This is a genomic window from Bradyrhizobium sp. MOS002 (assembly GCF_003020115.1).
Classification (GTDB): Bacteria; Pseudomonadota; Alphaproteobacteria; order Rhizobiales; family Xanthobacteraceae; genus Bradyrhizobium.
This window is the reverse complement of the sequence record NZ_PYFX01000001.1, coordinates 131,832-147,409: the sequence shown is the minus strand read 5'-3', so window position 1 is coordinate 147,409 and position 15,578 is coordinate 131,832. Positions and strand designations below refer to the sequence as shown.

Here is a 15,578-nt window from a genome sequence, read left to right as displayed (position 1 = left end):
GCGGCAAACGCTTCGCGTCACGAAGCAGAGAACTCAACTCGGGCGCAAGTTACTGATAAGCAATTTAAAGACCGCGTCCGGCGCGCACGAGCCGCCGGCGCGGGTCCGCGTCTGTCGGGATATCGAAGGACAGGAGGGCTATTGTTCCTTGTCCTTGCCGGACATGATGTCGAAATAGGTCCGCCGTGACTTGTCCTCTCCGGCGCCATAGGCGTAGCTCGGCGACGGTGTCTGATAGCCCGGCGGCGGCTCGACCAGCGACTGGCGTGGCGGCTCGGTCGTGAACTGCTTGTTTTCGGAGGCGCCGCTGCCCTTCATCATGCCCCACAGACCGCCGGTGAAGCCGAGCTGAGCCGGGCTGAGCGACGGGTTGCCGTTGGTACCCGGCTGAATAGGATCATTGCTCGTGCGCTCGGGTGCGGCTGTCCTGCCGACCTCCATCTCGGCGGGGGACAACGCCCGGCCGGCCTGCCAGCTCTCCGTCGCCTTGACGGCCTTCTTGCGCTGCGCGATGGCCTCCTTGCGGCGTCTCTCGTCAGGGTCCTTCGGCCAGTTCGGTGCGTTCTTGGCTTCGGTCCCGGCGGGCGGCGGCAGGTCAAGCTTGGGCGGCACCACCAGCGGCGAGCGCTCGCGGTATTCGATACCCTTCTTCTCCATGCTCTTGGCGCCGATGCCCGACATCAGGTTGTCGATGAGCTTCTCTTCGAAGGTCATGTCGTCGTCGTCCTCGCCGTCGTCACCGGCGCGTGCGGCGCCAGCCGACATGACGAGACCGATGCCGAGCGCGACAGCGGACAATTTCAACGCCCGCCAGAACCCCTGCCGGGGGTCTTCAACCATCGAACCGCTGGTTTTCGAGCTGCGCATCACTGTACCTGTTCCAAATTGTGGCAGTTTGCCGCTCTCGCGCGGCATAATCCCTCGCAAAAGCAAGGTTCCGCCTGCCGGTCCGTATCGGCCGGGATCAGGGCGCTTTTGCGGCGGGTACCCCCAGGAAGGAATCATACAATAGCGCCGCCACGCCAGCAACGATGGCCACGTCTGCGAGGTTGAACACGTACCAATTATAGGTATTTCCGCCGATCTCGACGTGGAACAGGGCAAAATCGACCACCGCGCCATAGGCCAGGCGGTCGATGCCATTGCCGATGGCGCCGCCGATGATCAGGCCGAGCGCGATAGTTGCCAGCAGGGTGTGCGAGCGGGCCATCCAGATCGCCAGCGCAACCACGGCGAGGACCTTCACGGCCATCAGCGCCATTTGCGCCGCCTGACCGTCGTTCTGGAGCCAGCCGAAGCTGATGCCGATGTTCCAGGCCAGCACCAGGTCGAAGAATGGCGTCACGCTCACCGCGCCGCGACGGGCAAGGTCGAACACGTTCAGCAGCCAGAGCTTTGAGGCCTGGTCGGCCACGAGCGTGACCAGGGCCGCGAGGATGCCGGCGCGGAGCGGGGTCATGCAGGGGAGATCTCTATCTCCACTACAAACACCGCCGTCGTCCCGGCGAAGGCCGGGATCCATACTCCGAGGCGGAAGTTGTTTGAGGGACTCGTGGTCATCAGCCTTCGCTGCAATCGGCGGTCGTGGTTATGGGTCCCGGCCTTCGCCGGGACGACGCAGAGTTAAACGCTGACCCCCAGCGCCTTCCATTCGCGCAGCGCCTTGGCGTCGCGCGGGGTGACGTCGGGATATTCGGGGTCTTCACCCACCGTCGGCGAAATCTTCCAGGAACGGGCGCATTTGGTGCCGACCGCCTTCTCCACCACGACAGCGACGCCTGGAACGGCATCGAGACGGAATGCGGAAGCCGGCGCCTCGCCCTCGCGCACCTCGTAGTTCGAGGTGATGCAGATCTCGGCGAGGTCCGTGTCGAACAGCGTCGCAAGCATGTCGCGGTCGGCGACATAGATGACCGGCGATGCCTCCAGCGACGACCCGATGTTCTTGGCGGCGCGTTCGAGCTCCAGCGCACCGGTGACGACGCGGCGGACGTTGCGGATCGCTTCCCACTTCGCGGCGAGCTTGTCGTCGCGCAGGCTTTCGAGGTCGTCGGGAAACTGCGTCAGGTGCACCGAGGGTTCTGCGTCGGGCCTGTACATGCGCCAGGCCTCCTCCGCGGTGAAGCTGAGGATCGGCGCCAGCCATTTCAGGATCGAGCTGCACAACAGGTCGATCGTGGTCAGCGCCGCCTTGCGCGTCGGCGAGGACGGCGGATCGCAATACAGCGTGTCCTTGCGGATGTCGAAATAGAACGCGGAGAGCTCGCTATTCAGGAAGGCGGACAGGGTTGCGACCACGGTCTTGTAGTCGAACTCCTGATAGGCCTTTCGGACGACGGCAGCACGGACCGCGAGCTCGTGCAGCATCAGCCGTTCGAGCTCAGGCATGTCGGCGGGCGCGACTGCGTCGGCCAGCTTGTAGTGATCCAGCGTTCCCAGCATCCAGCGCACGGTGTTGCGCAGCTTGCGATAGGTCTCGATGGTGTTCTTCAGGATCTCCGGGCCGATGCGCTGGTCGTCGGCATAGTCGGTGGCGCAGACCCACAGACGCAGGATATCCGCGCCCGAATCCTTGATCACCTTCTGAGGCTCGACTGTGTTGCCGATCGACTTCGACATCTTGCGGCCGTTCTCGTCGAGCGTGAAGCCATGGGTGAGCACGATGTCGTAGGGCGCGCGGCCGCGCGTGCCCGCGCTCTCCAGCAGCGACGAGTGAAACCAGCCGCGATGCTGGTCGCTGCCTTCCAGATACATCACGGTGTCGCCGCCGCCGTCGACCTTGCGAACGATGTTGCCGAGCTGCGGGAAGTTCTGGCGATCCTCGAGCACGAAGGCGTGCGTGGAGCCGGAATCGAACCAGACGTCGCAGATGTCGTCGATCTTCTTCCAGTCTTCCTTCGCGCGCGATCCAAGGAAGCGCTCGCGGGCGCCTTCCATGTACCAGGCGTCGGCGCCTTCCTCCATGAAGGCCTCGGTGATGCGCTGGTTGACGATTTCGTCCTGCAGGATCTCGGCCGAGCCGTCGCTCTTCTCGCGCACGAACACGGCAATCGGAACGCCCCAGGCGCGCTGGCGCGAGATCACCCAGTCCGGACGATTGGCGATCATGCCGTTGATGCGGTTCTCACCCGACGGCGGCACCCATTGCGTGACCGAGATCGCATGCAGCGCGCGGGCGCGTAGCGTGTCGCCCTTCTTGGCGTGGCCGTCGTCGCTGATGTCCTTGTCCATCGCAATGAACCATTGCGGCGTGTTGCGGAAGATCACCGGCTTCTTCGAGCGCCAGGAATGCGGATACTGGTGCTTGAGGCGGCCGCGCGCGAGCAGCTTGCCGGCCTCGACCAACGCCTTGATCACGGCCTCATTGGCATCGCCCTTCTCGCCCTTGTCGTTGAGCACGCGCTTGCCGGTAAAGCCGGGGGCCTGCGCGGTATAGGCGCCGTTCTCGTCGACAGTGTAGGGGATCGCGGTCGAGATGCCGCGCTCATCGAGCTCGCGGGTATTGGCCGTCCAGACGTCGAAGTCCTCGCGGCCGTGGCTCGGCGCGGTGTGCACGAAGCCGGTGCCGGTATCGTCGGTGACATGCTCGCCGGCGAGCAGCGGCACGATAAACGCGTAACCGCCATCGAGGCCGCGCAAGGGATGGGCGCACTCCACGGCGTCCAAGGTGTCGCCGGGAATGTCGCGCACCTTCTCATAGGCCGTGACGCGCGCCTGCTTGAACACCTCTGCAGCGAGCGCGTCAGCCAGGATCAGGAGATCGCCGGTCTTCGCCCAATTGTCCGCGACCGCATCCGTCACCTTGTAGAGGCCGTAGGCGATCTTCGGTGAGAACGAGATCGCGCGGTTGCCGGGCAGTGTCCAGGGCGTGGTGGTCCAGATCACGACCGAAGCATCGGCGAGCGCACCATGTGCCGGGGAGGTGACGGGAAATTTTACCCACACCATGTCGGAGGTGTAGTCCTCGTACTCGACCTCGGCCTCGGCGAGCGCGGTCTTCTCGACCACGCTCCACATCACCGGCTTGGAGCCGCGATACAGCGTGCCGTTGGCGGCGAACTTCATCAGCTCGCGGGCGATCTGCGCTTCGGCGGGATAGCTCATCGTCTGATAGGGATGATCCCAGTCGCCGATGATGCCGAGGCGCTTGAATTCCTCGCGCTGCACGTTGATCCAGTGTGTCGCATAGGCGCGGCATTCCTTGCGGAATGCCACCATCGCGGCGGAGTCGCGGAAGTCGGGCTTCTGCTTGCCCTTGGAGCGGTAGTTCTCTTCCTCGATCTTCCATTCGATCGGCAGGCCGTGGCAGTCCCATCCAGGCACATAGTTGGAGTCGAAGCCGAGCATCTGCTGGCTCTTGGTCACGACGTCCTTGAGGATCTTGTTCAGCGCGTGCCCGATATGGATGTTGCCGTTGGCGTAGGGCGGGCCGTCATGCAACACGAATTTGGCGCGGCCCTGGGCTTCCTGGCGGAGCTTGTCGTATAGGCCGATGTCGTTCCAGTATTTCAGCAGCTCCGGCTCGCGCTGCGGCAGGCCGGCACGCATCGGGAATTCGGTCTGCGGCAGGAACAGGGTTTTCGAATAATCTTTGGCTTCGGATTTTTGGGACTTTTGTGGCTTGTCGGACATGAGGCTGACTGGCTCGGAAGGGCGCGGGAACGGATGGCGATGCGGAATCGCGGGTGAAACGACAACATCCCGGTCTTGCGCCGAGCCGAAGGCTCAGGCGGAAGCCGGGCCGCTAATCCCTATGATGCGCCGCGCAAACATGGGCTCTCCATAGCAGGGGGGCGGGGGAAGCGCAAAAGGTTCGGCGGGCCGGTTTCCGGCCTCAATCGATGGCGCCAAGCCTCGGAAACGCGTCCGGGGCGGCGGCGAGCATGGCCCGGGCGCGAGCAGAATCGTCGTCCATCTGGCGGATCAGGGCATCCAGGCCGTCGAATTTCAGCTCTTCGCGGATGAAGCCGATAAAGGCGCAGTCGAGCGCCTGTCCGTAAAGATCGCCCTTGAAGTCGAACAGGAAGATTTCCAGCAGCGGCGCACCATTATCAAACGTCGGGCGGCGGCCGAAGCTTGCCACCCCGTCCAGCCGCTCCGCGCCGCGGCCGATCCGCACCGCATAGATGCCGTGCTTGAGGCCGCAATTGGCGTCGAGGCGGATGTTGGCGGTGGGATAACCGAGGTCGCGGCCGCGCTTCTCGCCGTGGATGACCTCGCCGGTGATGAACCAGGGCGCGCCGAGCATGGTCGTGGCCTCGTCCAGTTGGCCTTCGGCGAGCGCGATCCGGATCGCGCTGGAGGAGACCGGCCGCTCGTCGATATCGACATGCGGCTGCACGTCGACCTCGATGCCGAGCCGGGGCGCCTCGTTGACCAGGAGGCTCGGCGAGCCGACCCGACCCTTGCCGAAGTGGAAGTCGTAGCCGACGGCGATGCCCCCGATGCCCAGGCGTCCGATCAGGTCATGGTGAATGAAGTCTTGCGCGCTGGTCCCGGCGCGCGACTTGTCGAAGGTCATAACCACGGCGCCGTCAAGTCCGGTGCCGGCCAGAAGCCGCAGCTTGGCACGCTCGTCCGTCAGGCGGAATTGCGGGGTGTTGGGGCTGAAAAACCGGCGCGGATGCGGCTCGAAGGTCAATGCCAGCGCAGGGCGGCCATGTATCCGGCCCATTTCCAGGGCTGCCGCGATCACGGCGCGATGACCGAGATGAACGCCGTCGAAATTGCCCATGGCGACCACGGCACCCCTTGCAATGGCGGAGTCCGGCGTGGTGTCGCGGATAACGGTAAAATGCGGAGCCATCAGGGGAATTCTCGAACCGGCGGGACCGGCCGGGACCGTGGCGCGACGGGCCGGATGAAGTCAAGCGGGAGGGGCGGCCGCATCGAAAGCGATTTCAGTCCACCGGGGGCGTTCCCAGTTAACGCGCTGTTTAACGCCTTGGTGCTAGTCCTTGGGCATGGAACCGCGGGGCTCCGGCCCGGCTGGTCCGATTGTAAATATTTCCTGGGTTTGCGTTGGGGGAGTCGAGATGGCGGTTGATTTGTCGATGTCGGTTCTGGTGGTTGATGACTACAGCACCATGATCCGTATCATCAGGAACCTCCTGAAGCAGCTTGGCTTCGAGAATATCGATGATGCAAGCGACGGTTCGGCAGCGCTGAACAAGATGCGCGGCAAGAAGTACGGGCTCGTGATTTCCGACTGGAACATGGAGCCGATGACGGGTTACGACCTGCTGCGTGAAGTGCGCGCGGATCCGAACCTCGCCACCACGCCCTTCATCATGATCACGGCCGAATCGAAGACCGAGAACGTGATCGCGGCGAAGAAGGCCGGCGTGAACAACTACATCGTCAAGCCATTCAACGCCGCGACGTTGAAGACCAAGATCGAGGCGGTCTTCCCGGACATGGCGAGCGCGTAAGGCGCTCCTGCCGCTTTCATCAAGATCGTCATGCCCGGGCTTGTCCCGGGCATCCACGTTCTTGGAGCTGCAAAGGAACGCGTGGATGGCCGGGGCGTAGGCGGGCGAGAGCGACGCCGTCCTACGGCCGGCTATGCCCGGCCATGACGACGTCTATCGCTGAGCAATTGGTCTAAGCCGCGACGTTTCAAGCCGTAGCCATCACCACTTCAGTTCGCGCATCAGCGCCTTCGGCGGATGGCCGAACAATTCCAGCACCGAAGCCGGGTCGAGCTGGTCGAGACCCTCGAACTCCTCGGCATGGATGCCACGGGTCACGAACAGGCAATCGATGCCGAACTCGCGCGCGCCGGTGAGGTCGGTCCGGACGGAATCGCCGATCGCGAGCACTTTTTTGCGGTCGATCTGGTGGCCCTGGCGTTCGCCGGCGAGCGCCATCGCGCGCTCGTAGATCGGCCGGTGCGGCTTGCCGTAGAAGATCACCTCGCCGCCGATTTCGCGATAGAGCTCCGCGATCGCGCCGGCGCAATAGATCAGGCGGTCGCCTTTTTCCACCACGATGTCGGGGTTGGCGCAGACCAGCGTCAGCTTGCGCTCGCGCGCCTTCAGCATCATGCCGCGATAGTCTTCGGCCGTCTCGGTCTCGTCGTCATAGAGACCGGTGCAGACGATGTAATCTGCCTCCTCCAGCGGCGCGGTCACCGCATCGAGGCCGCGGTAGATCGAGTTGTCGCGCTCGGGGCCGAGCCAGAACATCTTGCGGCCGGGATGGTCGGCGACATAGAGCCGCGTCAGATCGCCTGAAGACACGATCGCATCATACGTCTCGTCGGCCACGCCAAGCTTGCGCAATTGCCGCTGCACGGAGTCGGCCGGGCGCGGCGCGTTGGTGATCAGGATGACCGTACCGCCGCGGCTGCGATAGGTGTGCAGCGCCTCGCAGGCTTCGGGGAAGGATTCGAGGCCGTTATGGACCACGCCCCAGATGTCGCTGAGCACGACGTCCACGCCCGCCACGAGTTCACGCAGGCTTTCAGCGAAATGCAGCGTGGTCATGATGCGCGCGGCCGATCAGATGCGGCGCGCGAGCGCGGCGTTGCCGGTGACGCGCTGTGGCGGAGACGCAGCCGACGTTGCGGCTGAGCTGGGTGTGCCGGAGCCATTGGATCCCTGAGTGTCCTGTGCCTGGTTCGGCGCGGCGGTAGCAGATGACCCCTCCGGCCGCAATGGCCGGGGCGGCGCGAACAGGAACCCCTGGCCGAACCGCACGTCATAGTCGAGCAGGTCGATCACGGCGCGCTCGCCCTCGATCCGCTCGGCGATCAGATCGATGCCGAAGCGGCCGAGAAGATCGGAGAGGTCTGAAGGGTGGATGTCCGAGGCCGAAGCCTGCCTGGGGTCGAGCAGGAGCGAGGCCGGCACCTTGATGAAGCGCACGCCGCGATCGGCAAGCTCGCGGGGTTCGATACGCAAATCGGTGACATGGTCGATCGAGAAACGGAAGCCGCGCTGGGCGAGCGCGGCGAGATTCTCGGTCTCGGCCGGGCCGAGATTGCGGAAGGTCGATTGCTTGAATTCCAGCACCAGCGAGGGCGCCAGCGCGCGGTTGGCTTCGAGGAAATCGAGGTATTGTGCGAAGGTGGTGGAATTGCCGAGCGTGGAAGCCGCGACGTTGCAGAACACGCCGACCTCCTTGTTGCGTACCATCAGGCGTCGCAGCACCTGCACGCAGCGCAGCATCACCATGTTGTCGATGCGCCCGATCAGGCCGGAGGCCTCCGCGATGCTGATGAACTCCTCGGCCGCGACCAACTGGTCACGCTCGTCGCGCAGGCGCGTCACGGCCTCGTAGAAGCGGACCTTGCGCTGCGGCAGCGTCACCATCGGTTGGAGGAAGATGTCGATGCGGTTCTCGTCGATCGCGTTGCGGAGCGTCGCCAGCAATTGGGTCTGGTTGCGGCCGTTCGCGGCCTGAACCGGATTGGCGGTCTGGGTCTGGATTGCCGGTGCTGCCGGACGTGGCGGCGGCGTGGGCGCCGGGGGAGGGGCAGCCGGCCGCTCCTCCTCGAACGGCGCCATCAGGTCGAGCGGCGCATCCGGCTCCTGCCTTGCGACCGGAGCGGTGGCCGGCACCGGCGCGTTGCCGGCCATTAGATCTTCATGGGCCGACACGGTGGTGGCGAGCTGCCTGACCAATCCGCCGAGCTCGTTGATCTCGCCGACCACCGACTGGATACGGTCGGAATTGGCCGAATTGGAGGAGGCGATGCGTGCTTCGATCGTGGCAAGCCGGCGGCCGAACTCGGCGACCTGGCGGGCGAGGTCGGCGGTGCCGCGTGAAAGATCGGCGATCTGGCCGCCGACGTCGCTGCGGTCGCGCAGTCGCATCGACACTGCATTGTAGAGGATCAGGAAGGTCAGCGCCGTCAGCGCCACGATCGCGGATTCGGTTCCGCTGATCCCGGCGACCGCGTAGAGCACGAGCCCGAGCGAGGCGGCGACCAGAACCATGCAGATGGCGATGAAGATCGTCGAAATACGAATCATGCCGCGCGCTACGCCTCAAGAGCTGACTGCTTGACCGGGAAAACACGGGTGGCGTTTCGAACCCGTCACGCCGCATGCTCCCCCAAGCGGCATGACCTTAACATCATTGTTGATTCGAGGGGATAGCGGCCCGATCTCGGAGTCAGGATGGCGCCGCAGCGCCGACCGTGTCGGCCGAGACGGCCTCGCGGGTGCCAAGCGGCCTGGGCGCCCCGGTGGTCGTGTCGCGCAGGGTCTGCCGTTCGATCTCCGAATTCAGCTCGGCCCCGAACATGATGACGATGGCCGACATCCACATCCACATCATCAAGCCGATCGCAGCGCCGAGCGAGCCGTAGGTCGCGTTGTAATTGGCGAATTCCGAGAGATACCAGGACAGCAGCGCCGAGCCGGCGATCCAGAGGATCGCGGCCGTCACCGCGCCGATGCTCAGCCATTGCCAGCGCGGCGCGTCGCGGCTGGGCGCGAAGCGGTAGAGGATGGCGAGTGCAGCCAGCAGGATGACGAGCAGCAGCGGCCATCGCGCCAGCGCCACGATCAGCTTGCTTTCGGGTGCGAGCCCAAGATGGTTGAGCGCGAGCGGAAAGGCGACCACGGTGCCGACCATCACCAGGAGGGCTGCGATGCCGCCAATTGTGAAGGCCAGCGACGTCAGGTTCAGCTTGATGAAGCTGCGCTTCTCGCGTTCCTCATAGGCGACGTTGAGGGCATCGAAAATCGCTTTGACGCCGGCATTGGCGCTCCAGATCGCAAGTACGAGTCCGAACAGGAAGGTGGCGCCGAGGGCTGTACTGCCATTCGACACCACCCGCCCAATCTGCTCCTCGACGATCTGGAACGAGCCCTCTGGCAGCATCGTCGCCAACGTCTGGAGGTTGGAGCTGATCGTGGAGGGATCGGCGAACAGGCCGTAGGACGAGACCAGCGCGGTCACAGCGGGAAAGATCGCGAGCAGTCCGAAAAAGACGACGCCGCCGGCGGTTGCGAGCAGGCGATCGTCATCGATGCGCTGATAGGTGCGCCAGAGGATGTCCTTCCAGCCTGCCAAGGGGATCGCGAACGGGCTTTTCGCGCGGCGGCCGCGGCCGGGCTGCGTGGCTGCGCGCGCCGGGCCCGTTTCCGGAGAATTCGCCTCGCCGTTACGGTGGTCCTGCGGAGGTCCTGGCTGGATCCCAGAATCCTGGAAATATCGTTCTGCGGTGAGCACGAACACGGTCGTGGCTGCCACTAACAGCCAGCTGTCGAGGTGCTCGGCGCGCCGCATACGCATTTTCAGGTCTCCGCTCCGTGGCCGTGACGCCGCCGGTGCGCTGCCGTGAGCCCGACCAGCCCAACGGCCGCGAGCATCAGCCCGAGTTGCACGGGCCGGTTGGACCTGGCCGGCCGCGTGCTGCCGCCATGTCCTGGTTCATGTCCTCGGTCATGGCCGCGTTCGCCCGGCGCGAGCGGCGCCAGGGGAATTGTCGTCGCGACCTCTTTCACCGCCTGCTTCACCGTTCCGCGCGGGATGCGCGGGGTGGCGATCGCCACGCGCAGGCGGCTGGCGAGCGGTACGATCGGCTTGGTCTTGCGCTTCATCTGAGCCATGGCCACGCCGGCGCAGGCCGCGGCCAGGACCAGGAGCACGCCGCCGACGGCGCCGAACCCCCAGAATTGCCCGTAATGGATTGCAATCCAGCGGTACAGCGCGATCAGGCCGACGAAGAAGGCTGCGACGACGAACAAACCCGCAACCGCGAGCAGTCCGGCCGCAGCCGCATACGAGGTCATGCGCCCCGTGGCTTGATTGCTCCGGTCACGGGCATAGGACTGGGCGGCGCGCTTGAGATGGTTGAGCTTGAGCGCGACGCCGGCGCGCAGCAATTCCCCCGATGGCGCAAGCATGCGGTTATCCTCCGAGTGCGAGAAAATTCGTCGGGGGATGAACGTGGCGGTATTTGACTTGTTCCGACGAGGTCTGCCCGCCGTGATGGATCAGCCGAGATCGGCTGCGGCGATCCAGAACACTTCGCCCTCGGAATCCTCGGTGTCGAGCCAGAGCAGCGGCAGTTCAGGAAAGGCCTCGTCGACCAGTTCGCGGCCGCGGCCAATCTCGCAGATCAGCCCACCATCCGGCGTCAGGTGGTCGGGCGCATCGCGCAGGATCCGACGCACCACGTCGAGACCGTCGGCACCGCCGTCGAAGGCGAGCTTCGGCTCGGCCCGGCACTCCGGCGGCAACGCCGCCATGCCTTCAGCGTCGACATAAGGCGGGTTGGTGATGATCAGGTCGTATTTGGTGTCACCGAGCGGGGCGAACAGGTCGCCACGATGCAGGCTGATCCGGTCATCGAGCCCGTATTCGCCGACATTTCGTTTGGCGACGTCGATCGCGCCCTTGGAGATATCGACGGCATCGATCGTGGCGTTCGGAAAATGATGCGCGGCGAGGATCGCGAGGCATCCCGATCCCGTGCAGAGATCGAGCACGCGCTCGACGGCGCTGGGATCGTCGATCAGCGAGCCGGCTTCGCCGTCGCCACCGAAATGCGACTCCAAGAGCTCACCGATGAAGGAGCGCGGAACGATGACGCGCTCGTCGACATAGAACGGCAGGCCGCGCATGTAGATCTTGTTGACGAGATAAGCGGCCGGTTTGCGCGTGGTGACCCGCTGGTGGATGAGATCGATGATGGTCCTGCCCTCGGCGGTCGTGACGCGCGCGTTGGCAAAAATCTCGAACTGCTCGGGATGCAGATGCAGGGCTTCACAGACCAGGAAGGCCGCTTCCGCGACCGGATCGGGCGTGCCATGGGCAAAGGCGAGCCTGGCCTCATTGAAGCGGCTCACCGCATAACGGACGAAATCGATCAGCGTGAGAAGCTCGCCGCGGCCCAGTTTCGCGAGCTTTGGCGCGGCGCGGCCGCGCACGGTCTTTTTGGATGTTGCTGCCATCAGCGTCGGGCCCAGCGCGCGGCGGCTTCGTCGTCGCGGGCCTGGGCCTCGACCCAGCCGGTGCCGGTGGCGCTCTCTTCCTTCTTCCAGAACGGTGCGTTGGTCTTGAGATAATCCATCAGGAACTCGGCTGCTTGGAACGCTACCTGGCGGTGCTGCGAGGCGGTCAGCACCAGCACGATGTTCTGGCCGGGCATGAACCGGCCGACGCGATGGATCACCGTGACGCCGTTGAGAGGCCAGCGCGAGGTGGCCTCGTCGGCATGGCGCCTGATCTCTTCCTCGGCCATGCCGGGATAATGCTCGAGCGAGAGCGCGGCGATCTTCGCGCTGTCCTCGTCGCCGCGGCAGATGCCGGAAAAGCTCACGACCGCACCGATGTCAGTGCGGTTCCCGGTCAGCACCGCGATCTCGCGGGCGATGTCGAAATCGTCTTGCTGGATACGGATGGTGACGGGGCAGGTGGTGACGGGCATGGTCTAGCCGCCGGTCATCGGCGGGAAGAACGCGATCTCGCGGGCGCCCGCGATCGCGGCGTCCGACTTGACGTGGGCATGGTCGATCGCGGCGCGGATCACCTTCGGCTTCTCGAACGCGTAGGCGTAAGCTTCGCTTTGGCCGGACAGCCAGGCGATCAGATCCTCCACGGTGCGCACGGTCGCGGGCGGCTCGATCGTCTCCTCGGCCTTGCCGACGCGCTCGCGCACCCAGGCGAAGTACTTCACCTTCATCCCTCATCCTCCTTGATGAGGTGATGGATGCCGGCGCCGAAATAGTCGTAGCCGGTGTACATGGTGAGGATCGCCGAGGCCCAGAGCAGCGCCAGCCCGATCATCGAGACCATGGGCACCACCTCATCGCCGGCCGGGCCAGCCAGCAGGAAGCCGATGGCGATGAGTTGAACCGTCGTCTTCCACTTCGCAAGCTTGGTCACGGGCACGCTGACGCGCAGCGCGGCAAGATATTCGCGCAGGCCCGAGACCAGGATCTCGCGGCACAGGATCACGATGGCGGCCCACAGCGACCAGCCGTGAATGATGCCGTCGGCGGCCAGCATCAGCAGGCACGAGGCGACCAGGAGCTTGTCGGCGATCGGATCGAGCATCCGGCCGAACGCCGATTGCTGATTCCAGATTCGCGCGTAATAGCCGTCGAGGTAGTCGGTGACCGCAGCCGCGATGAAAATGGCGACCGCGACCCAGCGCAGCCACAGCGGGCCGTCCATGATCGACTGTGCGTAGATGCACCCGACCACGACCGGGATCGCAGCGATCCGGCCGTAGGTCAGGATGTTCGGGAGGGACATCGCGCGGCTGGTCGTCCCTCGTGTCGTGACGATGTTCATCCGTCCTACCAATACCGCTGCAGCCTGAAGGTCAACCGTTCCGCTCCCCAAATGGGGTGCGGGATGCGACGACCATATGACCGCGGCCCCCCTTTATTTCACCCCGGCTGGGGATGGAAATACTCGAAAATCCTGCGGGCGCTCTCGGCGCTCACCCCTGGAACCTTGCCGAGATCGGTGATCGAGGCCCGTTCGATCTCCTTCAGGGTTCCGAAATGATGCAGCAAGGCACGTTTGCGTGACGGACCGATGCCCGGAATCTCCTGCAAGCCGGCCTCGCGGATGTCCTTCTTACGCAGCTTGCGGTGTGAGCCGATGACGAAGCGGTGCGCCTCGTCCCGCAGCCGCTGGATGAAATAGAGCACTGGGTCGCGCGGCTCCAGCTTGATCGCCTCGCGCTCCGGCATGAACAGGGTCTCGCGGCCGGCATCCCGGTCCGGCCCCTTGGCCACCGACATCAGCGCCACCTGGGTCAGGCCGAGATTTGCAAAGATTTCCCGGACCGCGTTGAGCTGGCCGCGGCCGCCGTCGATGATCACGAGATCGGGCCATTGCGGGAAGTCGTCGTCCTTGGTTTTGGCTGCGCTGTCCTCGGGTGGATTGATCAGGCGCTTGAACCGGCGCTCGAGCACCTCGCGCATCATCCCGTAATCGTCGCCGGGCGTCAGACCCTCCGACTTGATGTTGAACTTGCGGTACTGGTTCTTCACAAAACCGTCCGGGCCGGCGACGATCATGGCGCCGACCGCGTTGGTGCCCTGGATGTGGCTGTTGTCGTAGACCTCGATCCGCTTCGGTGCATGTGTCAGGCTCAGGGTCGTGGCCATGGCGTCCAGAAGGCGGCTCTGCGTCGCGGTGTCCGCGAGCTTGCGGCCTAAGGCCTCGCGCGCGTTGGTGAGCGCATGGGTGACGAGCTCCTTCTTCTCGCCGCGCTTCGGCGTGGACACCTCGACCTTGCGGGCGGCCTTGATCGACAGCGCGTTGGCGAGCAGCTCGCTCTCCTCGATCTCGTGCGAGAGCAGGATGTTCCTCGGCGGCGGCTTGTCGTCATAGAACTGGGCGAGGAAGGAGCCGAGCACCTCTTCCGGCGTATACGTCTTCTCGGCGCGCGGGAAATAGGCGCGGTTGCCCCAGTTCTGCCCGGTGCGGAAGAAGAACACCTCGACGCAGGAGAAGCCGCCCTCCTGGTGGATGGCGAACACGTCGGCCTCTTCCACCGTGCGCGGATTGATGCCTTGCTGCGACTGGATCGCGGACAACGCAGCGAGGCGGTCGCGGTAGAGCGCGGCGCTCTCGAATTCGAGCTCGCCGGAGGCCTTCTCCATCTCGGCGGCAAGCTCCTGTTTCACCGCATGGCTTTTGCCGGACAGGAAGTCGCTCGCCTCGCGCACCAGGGTCGTGTAGCCGGGGAAGTCGATCTCGCGGGTGCAGGGGCCGGCGCAACGGCGGATCTGGTAGAGCAGGCAGGGCCGCGAGCGGCTCTCGAAGAAGGAATCCGTGCAGGAGCGGATCAGGAACGCCCGCTGAAGTGCGGTGATGGTGCGGTTGACGGCGCCGGCGGAGGCGAACGGGCCGAAATAGCGACCGGGCCGCGTCTGCGCGCCGCGATGCTTCAGGATCTGCGGCGCCCAATGATCGCCCGTAATCAGGATATAGGGAAAGGACTTGTCGTCGCGCAGCTGCACGTTGAAGCGTGGCCGCAGCTGCTTGATGAGGTTGGCCTCCAGCAGCAGCGCTTCGGTCTCGGTGTGGGTCGAGATGATTTCCACGGTAACCGTGGCGGCGATCATGCGCAGGATGCGCGCCGGCTGCGGCGCACTCTGGCGCGCATAGTTCGACAGGCGCTTTTTGACGTTCTTGGCCTTGCCGACATAGAGCACGTCGGCATTCGCATTGAGCATGCGGTAGACGCCGGGCGAGGTGGGGGCGAGGCGGACCGCGCGTTCGATCGCCTCGTGGCCGGTCGCCAGCGGCTCTTCGCCGACCGTGCCGCTCTCTTCCAGGATGTCCGGCAGCCGTGCATCGTCCTCGTCGTCCCCGCTTGCGGTGGCGGGATCGAGGTCGGGCGGCGCCGCTTCCGTTTCCTGGGGCGGGAGGTCGGGCGCGTTGCCGCGCACGGGTTTGCGCGCGCGCGCGTCGTCCGGATTGTCGGGGGAATCGTGAACCATGGTGCGAATTTAGGCGCTGCGGGTGCCGATTTGAAGTTCCGGCCGTGCGGCACGCACAGGATGGCGGCGCAGTTCCCGGTAACGCTTGCTTAAGCCTGTTAACAGCGCGGTAACCCGGCTTAACAGGCCTTTAACTTAAAACTCTCGATAAAT

The 15,578-nt window shown here is 64.9% G+C and carries 14 protein-coding genes; 1 reads left to right on the top strand and 13 read right to left on the bottom strand.

Annotated features, from left to right (window positions below; genetic code table 11):
* Positions 1-138: 138 nt before the first annotated feature.
* The 4 genes from C7G41_RS00785 to C7G41_RS00770 form a co-directional block, all read right to left on the bottom strand.
* Complete coding sequence (locus C7G41_RS00785; RefSeq protein WP_199198058.1) at positions 139-867, bottom strand: hypothetical protein; 729 nt, start codon at positions 865-867, stop codon at positions 139-141.
* Between the two features lie 97 nt (positions 868-964).
* A complete protein-coding gene (gene lspA / locus C7G41_RS00780) occupies positions 965-1,459 on the bottom strand; it encodes a signal peptidase II (protein WP_199198057.1) in 495 nt (164 codons plus the stop codon).
* A gap of 164 nt (positions 1,460-1,623) precedes the next feature.
* Positions 1,624-4,632, bottom strand: a complete 3,009-nt coding sequence (gene ileS, locus C7G41_RS00775) for an isoleucine--tRNA ligase (RefSeq protein WP_106940799.1) — start codon at positions 4,630-4,632, stop codon at positions 1,624-1,626.
* Between the two features lie 202 nt (positions 4,633-4,834).
* Positions 4,835-5,806 (bottom strand): bifunctional riboflavin kinase/FAD synthetase, encoded by a 972-nt coding sequence (locus tag C7G41_RS00770; protein ID WP_106940798.1) that lies wholly within the window; start codon positions 5,804-5,806, stop codon positions 4,835-4,837.
* Between the two features lie 229 nt (positions 5,807-6,035).
* On the opposite strand from C7G41_RS00770, the gene C7G41_RS00765 reads away from it, so the two are divergent.
* Positions 6,036-6,431 carry a response regulator gene (locus tag C7G41_RS00765; protein ID WP_007596883.1) on the top strand — a complete coding sequence of 132 codons (396 nt, stop codon included), beginning with the start codon at positions 6,036-6,038 and terminating at the stop codon, positions 6,429-6,431.
* Positions 6,432-6,632: 201 nt separating this feature from the next.
* Here the strand turns inward: C7G41_RS00765 and C7G41_RS00760 are convergent, their stop codons facing one another.
* The 9 genes from C7G41_RS00760 to uvrC form a co-directional block, all read right to left on the bottom strand.
* On the bottom strand, positions 6,633-7,487 hold the full coding sequence (locus C7G41_RS00760) for a TIGR01459 family HAD-type hydrolase (protein ID WP_106940797.1): 855 nt from the start codon (positions 7,485-7,487) through the stop codon (positions 6,633-6,635).
* A gap of 15 nt (positions 7,488-7,502) precedes the next feature.
* Positions 7,503-8,978: an EAL domain-containing protein gene (locus C7G41_RS00755; protein WP_106940796.1), complete on the bottom strand. Its 1,476-nt coding sequence runs from the start codon at positions 8,976-8,978 to the stop codon at positions 7,503-7,505.
* A 142-nt stretch (positions 8,979-9,120) separates the two neighbouring features.
* Positions 9,121-10,248 carry a YihY/virulence factor BrkB family protein gene (locus C7G41_RS00750; protein ID WP_106940795.1) on the bottom strand — a complete coding sequence of 376 codons (1,128 nt, stop codon included), beginning with the start codon at positions 10,246-10,248 and terminating at the stop codon, positions 9,121-9,123.
* Between the two features lie 2 nt (positions 10,249-10,250).
* Entirely contained in the window at positions 10,251-10,862 is a 612-nt protein-coding gene (locus tag C7G41_RS00745) for a phage holin family protein (protein ID WP_106940794.1), read from the bottom strand.
* 90 nt (positions 10,863-10,952) lie between these two features.
* Positions 10,953-11,912: a 50S ribosomal protein L3 N(5)-glutamine methyltransferase gene (gene prmB, locus C7G41_RS00740; protein WP_106940793.1), complete on the bottom strand. Its 960-nt coding sequence runs from the start codon at positions 11,910-11,912 to the stop codon at positions 10,953-10,955.
* The gene (locus C7G41_RS00735; protein ID WP_106940792.1) at positions 11,912-12,388 is read right to left on the bottom strand and encodes a molybdenum cofactor biosynthesis protein MoaE; all 477 of its coding nucleotides are present in this window, start codon (positions 12,386-12,388) and stop codon (positions 11,912-11,914) included. Before C7G41_RS00735 ends, prmB begins: the two co-directional genes overlap by 1 nt.
* 3 nt (positions 12,389-12,391) lie before the next feature.
* A complete protein-coding gene (moaD, locus tag C7G41_RS00730) occupies positions 12,392-12,643 on the bottom strand; it encodes a molybdopterin converting factor subunit 1 (RefSeq protein WP_106940791.1) in 252 nt (83 codons plus the stop codon).
* Positions 12,640-13,257, bottom strand: coding sequence for a CDP-diacylglycerol--glycerol-3-phosphate 3-phosphatidyltransferase (gene pgsA / locus C7G41_RS00725; RefSeq protein WP_106940790.1), 618 nt, complete (start codon positions 13,255-13,257; stop codon positions 12,640-12,642). Before pgsA ends, moaD begins: the two co-directional genes overlap by 4 nt.
* A 98-nt stretch (positions 13,258-13,355) precedes the next feature.
* Complete coding sequence (gene uvrC, locus C7G41_RS00720) at positions 13,356-15,425, bottom strand: excinuclease ABC subunit UvrC (RefSeq protein WP_106940789.1); 2,070 nt, start codon at positions 15,423-15,425, stop codon at positions 13,356-13,358.
* Positions 15,426-15,578: the final 153 nt, after the last annotated feature.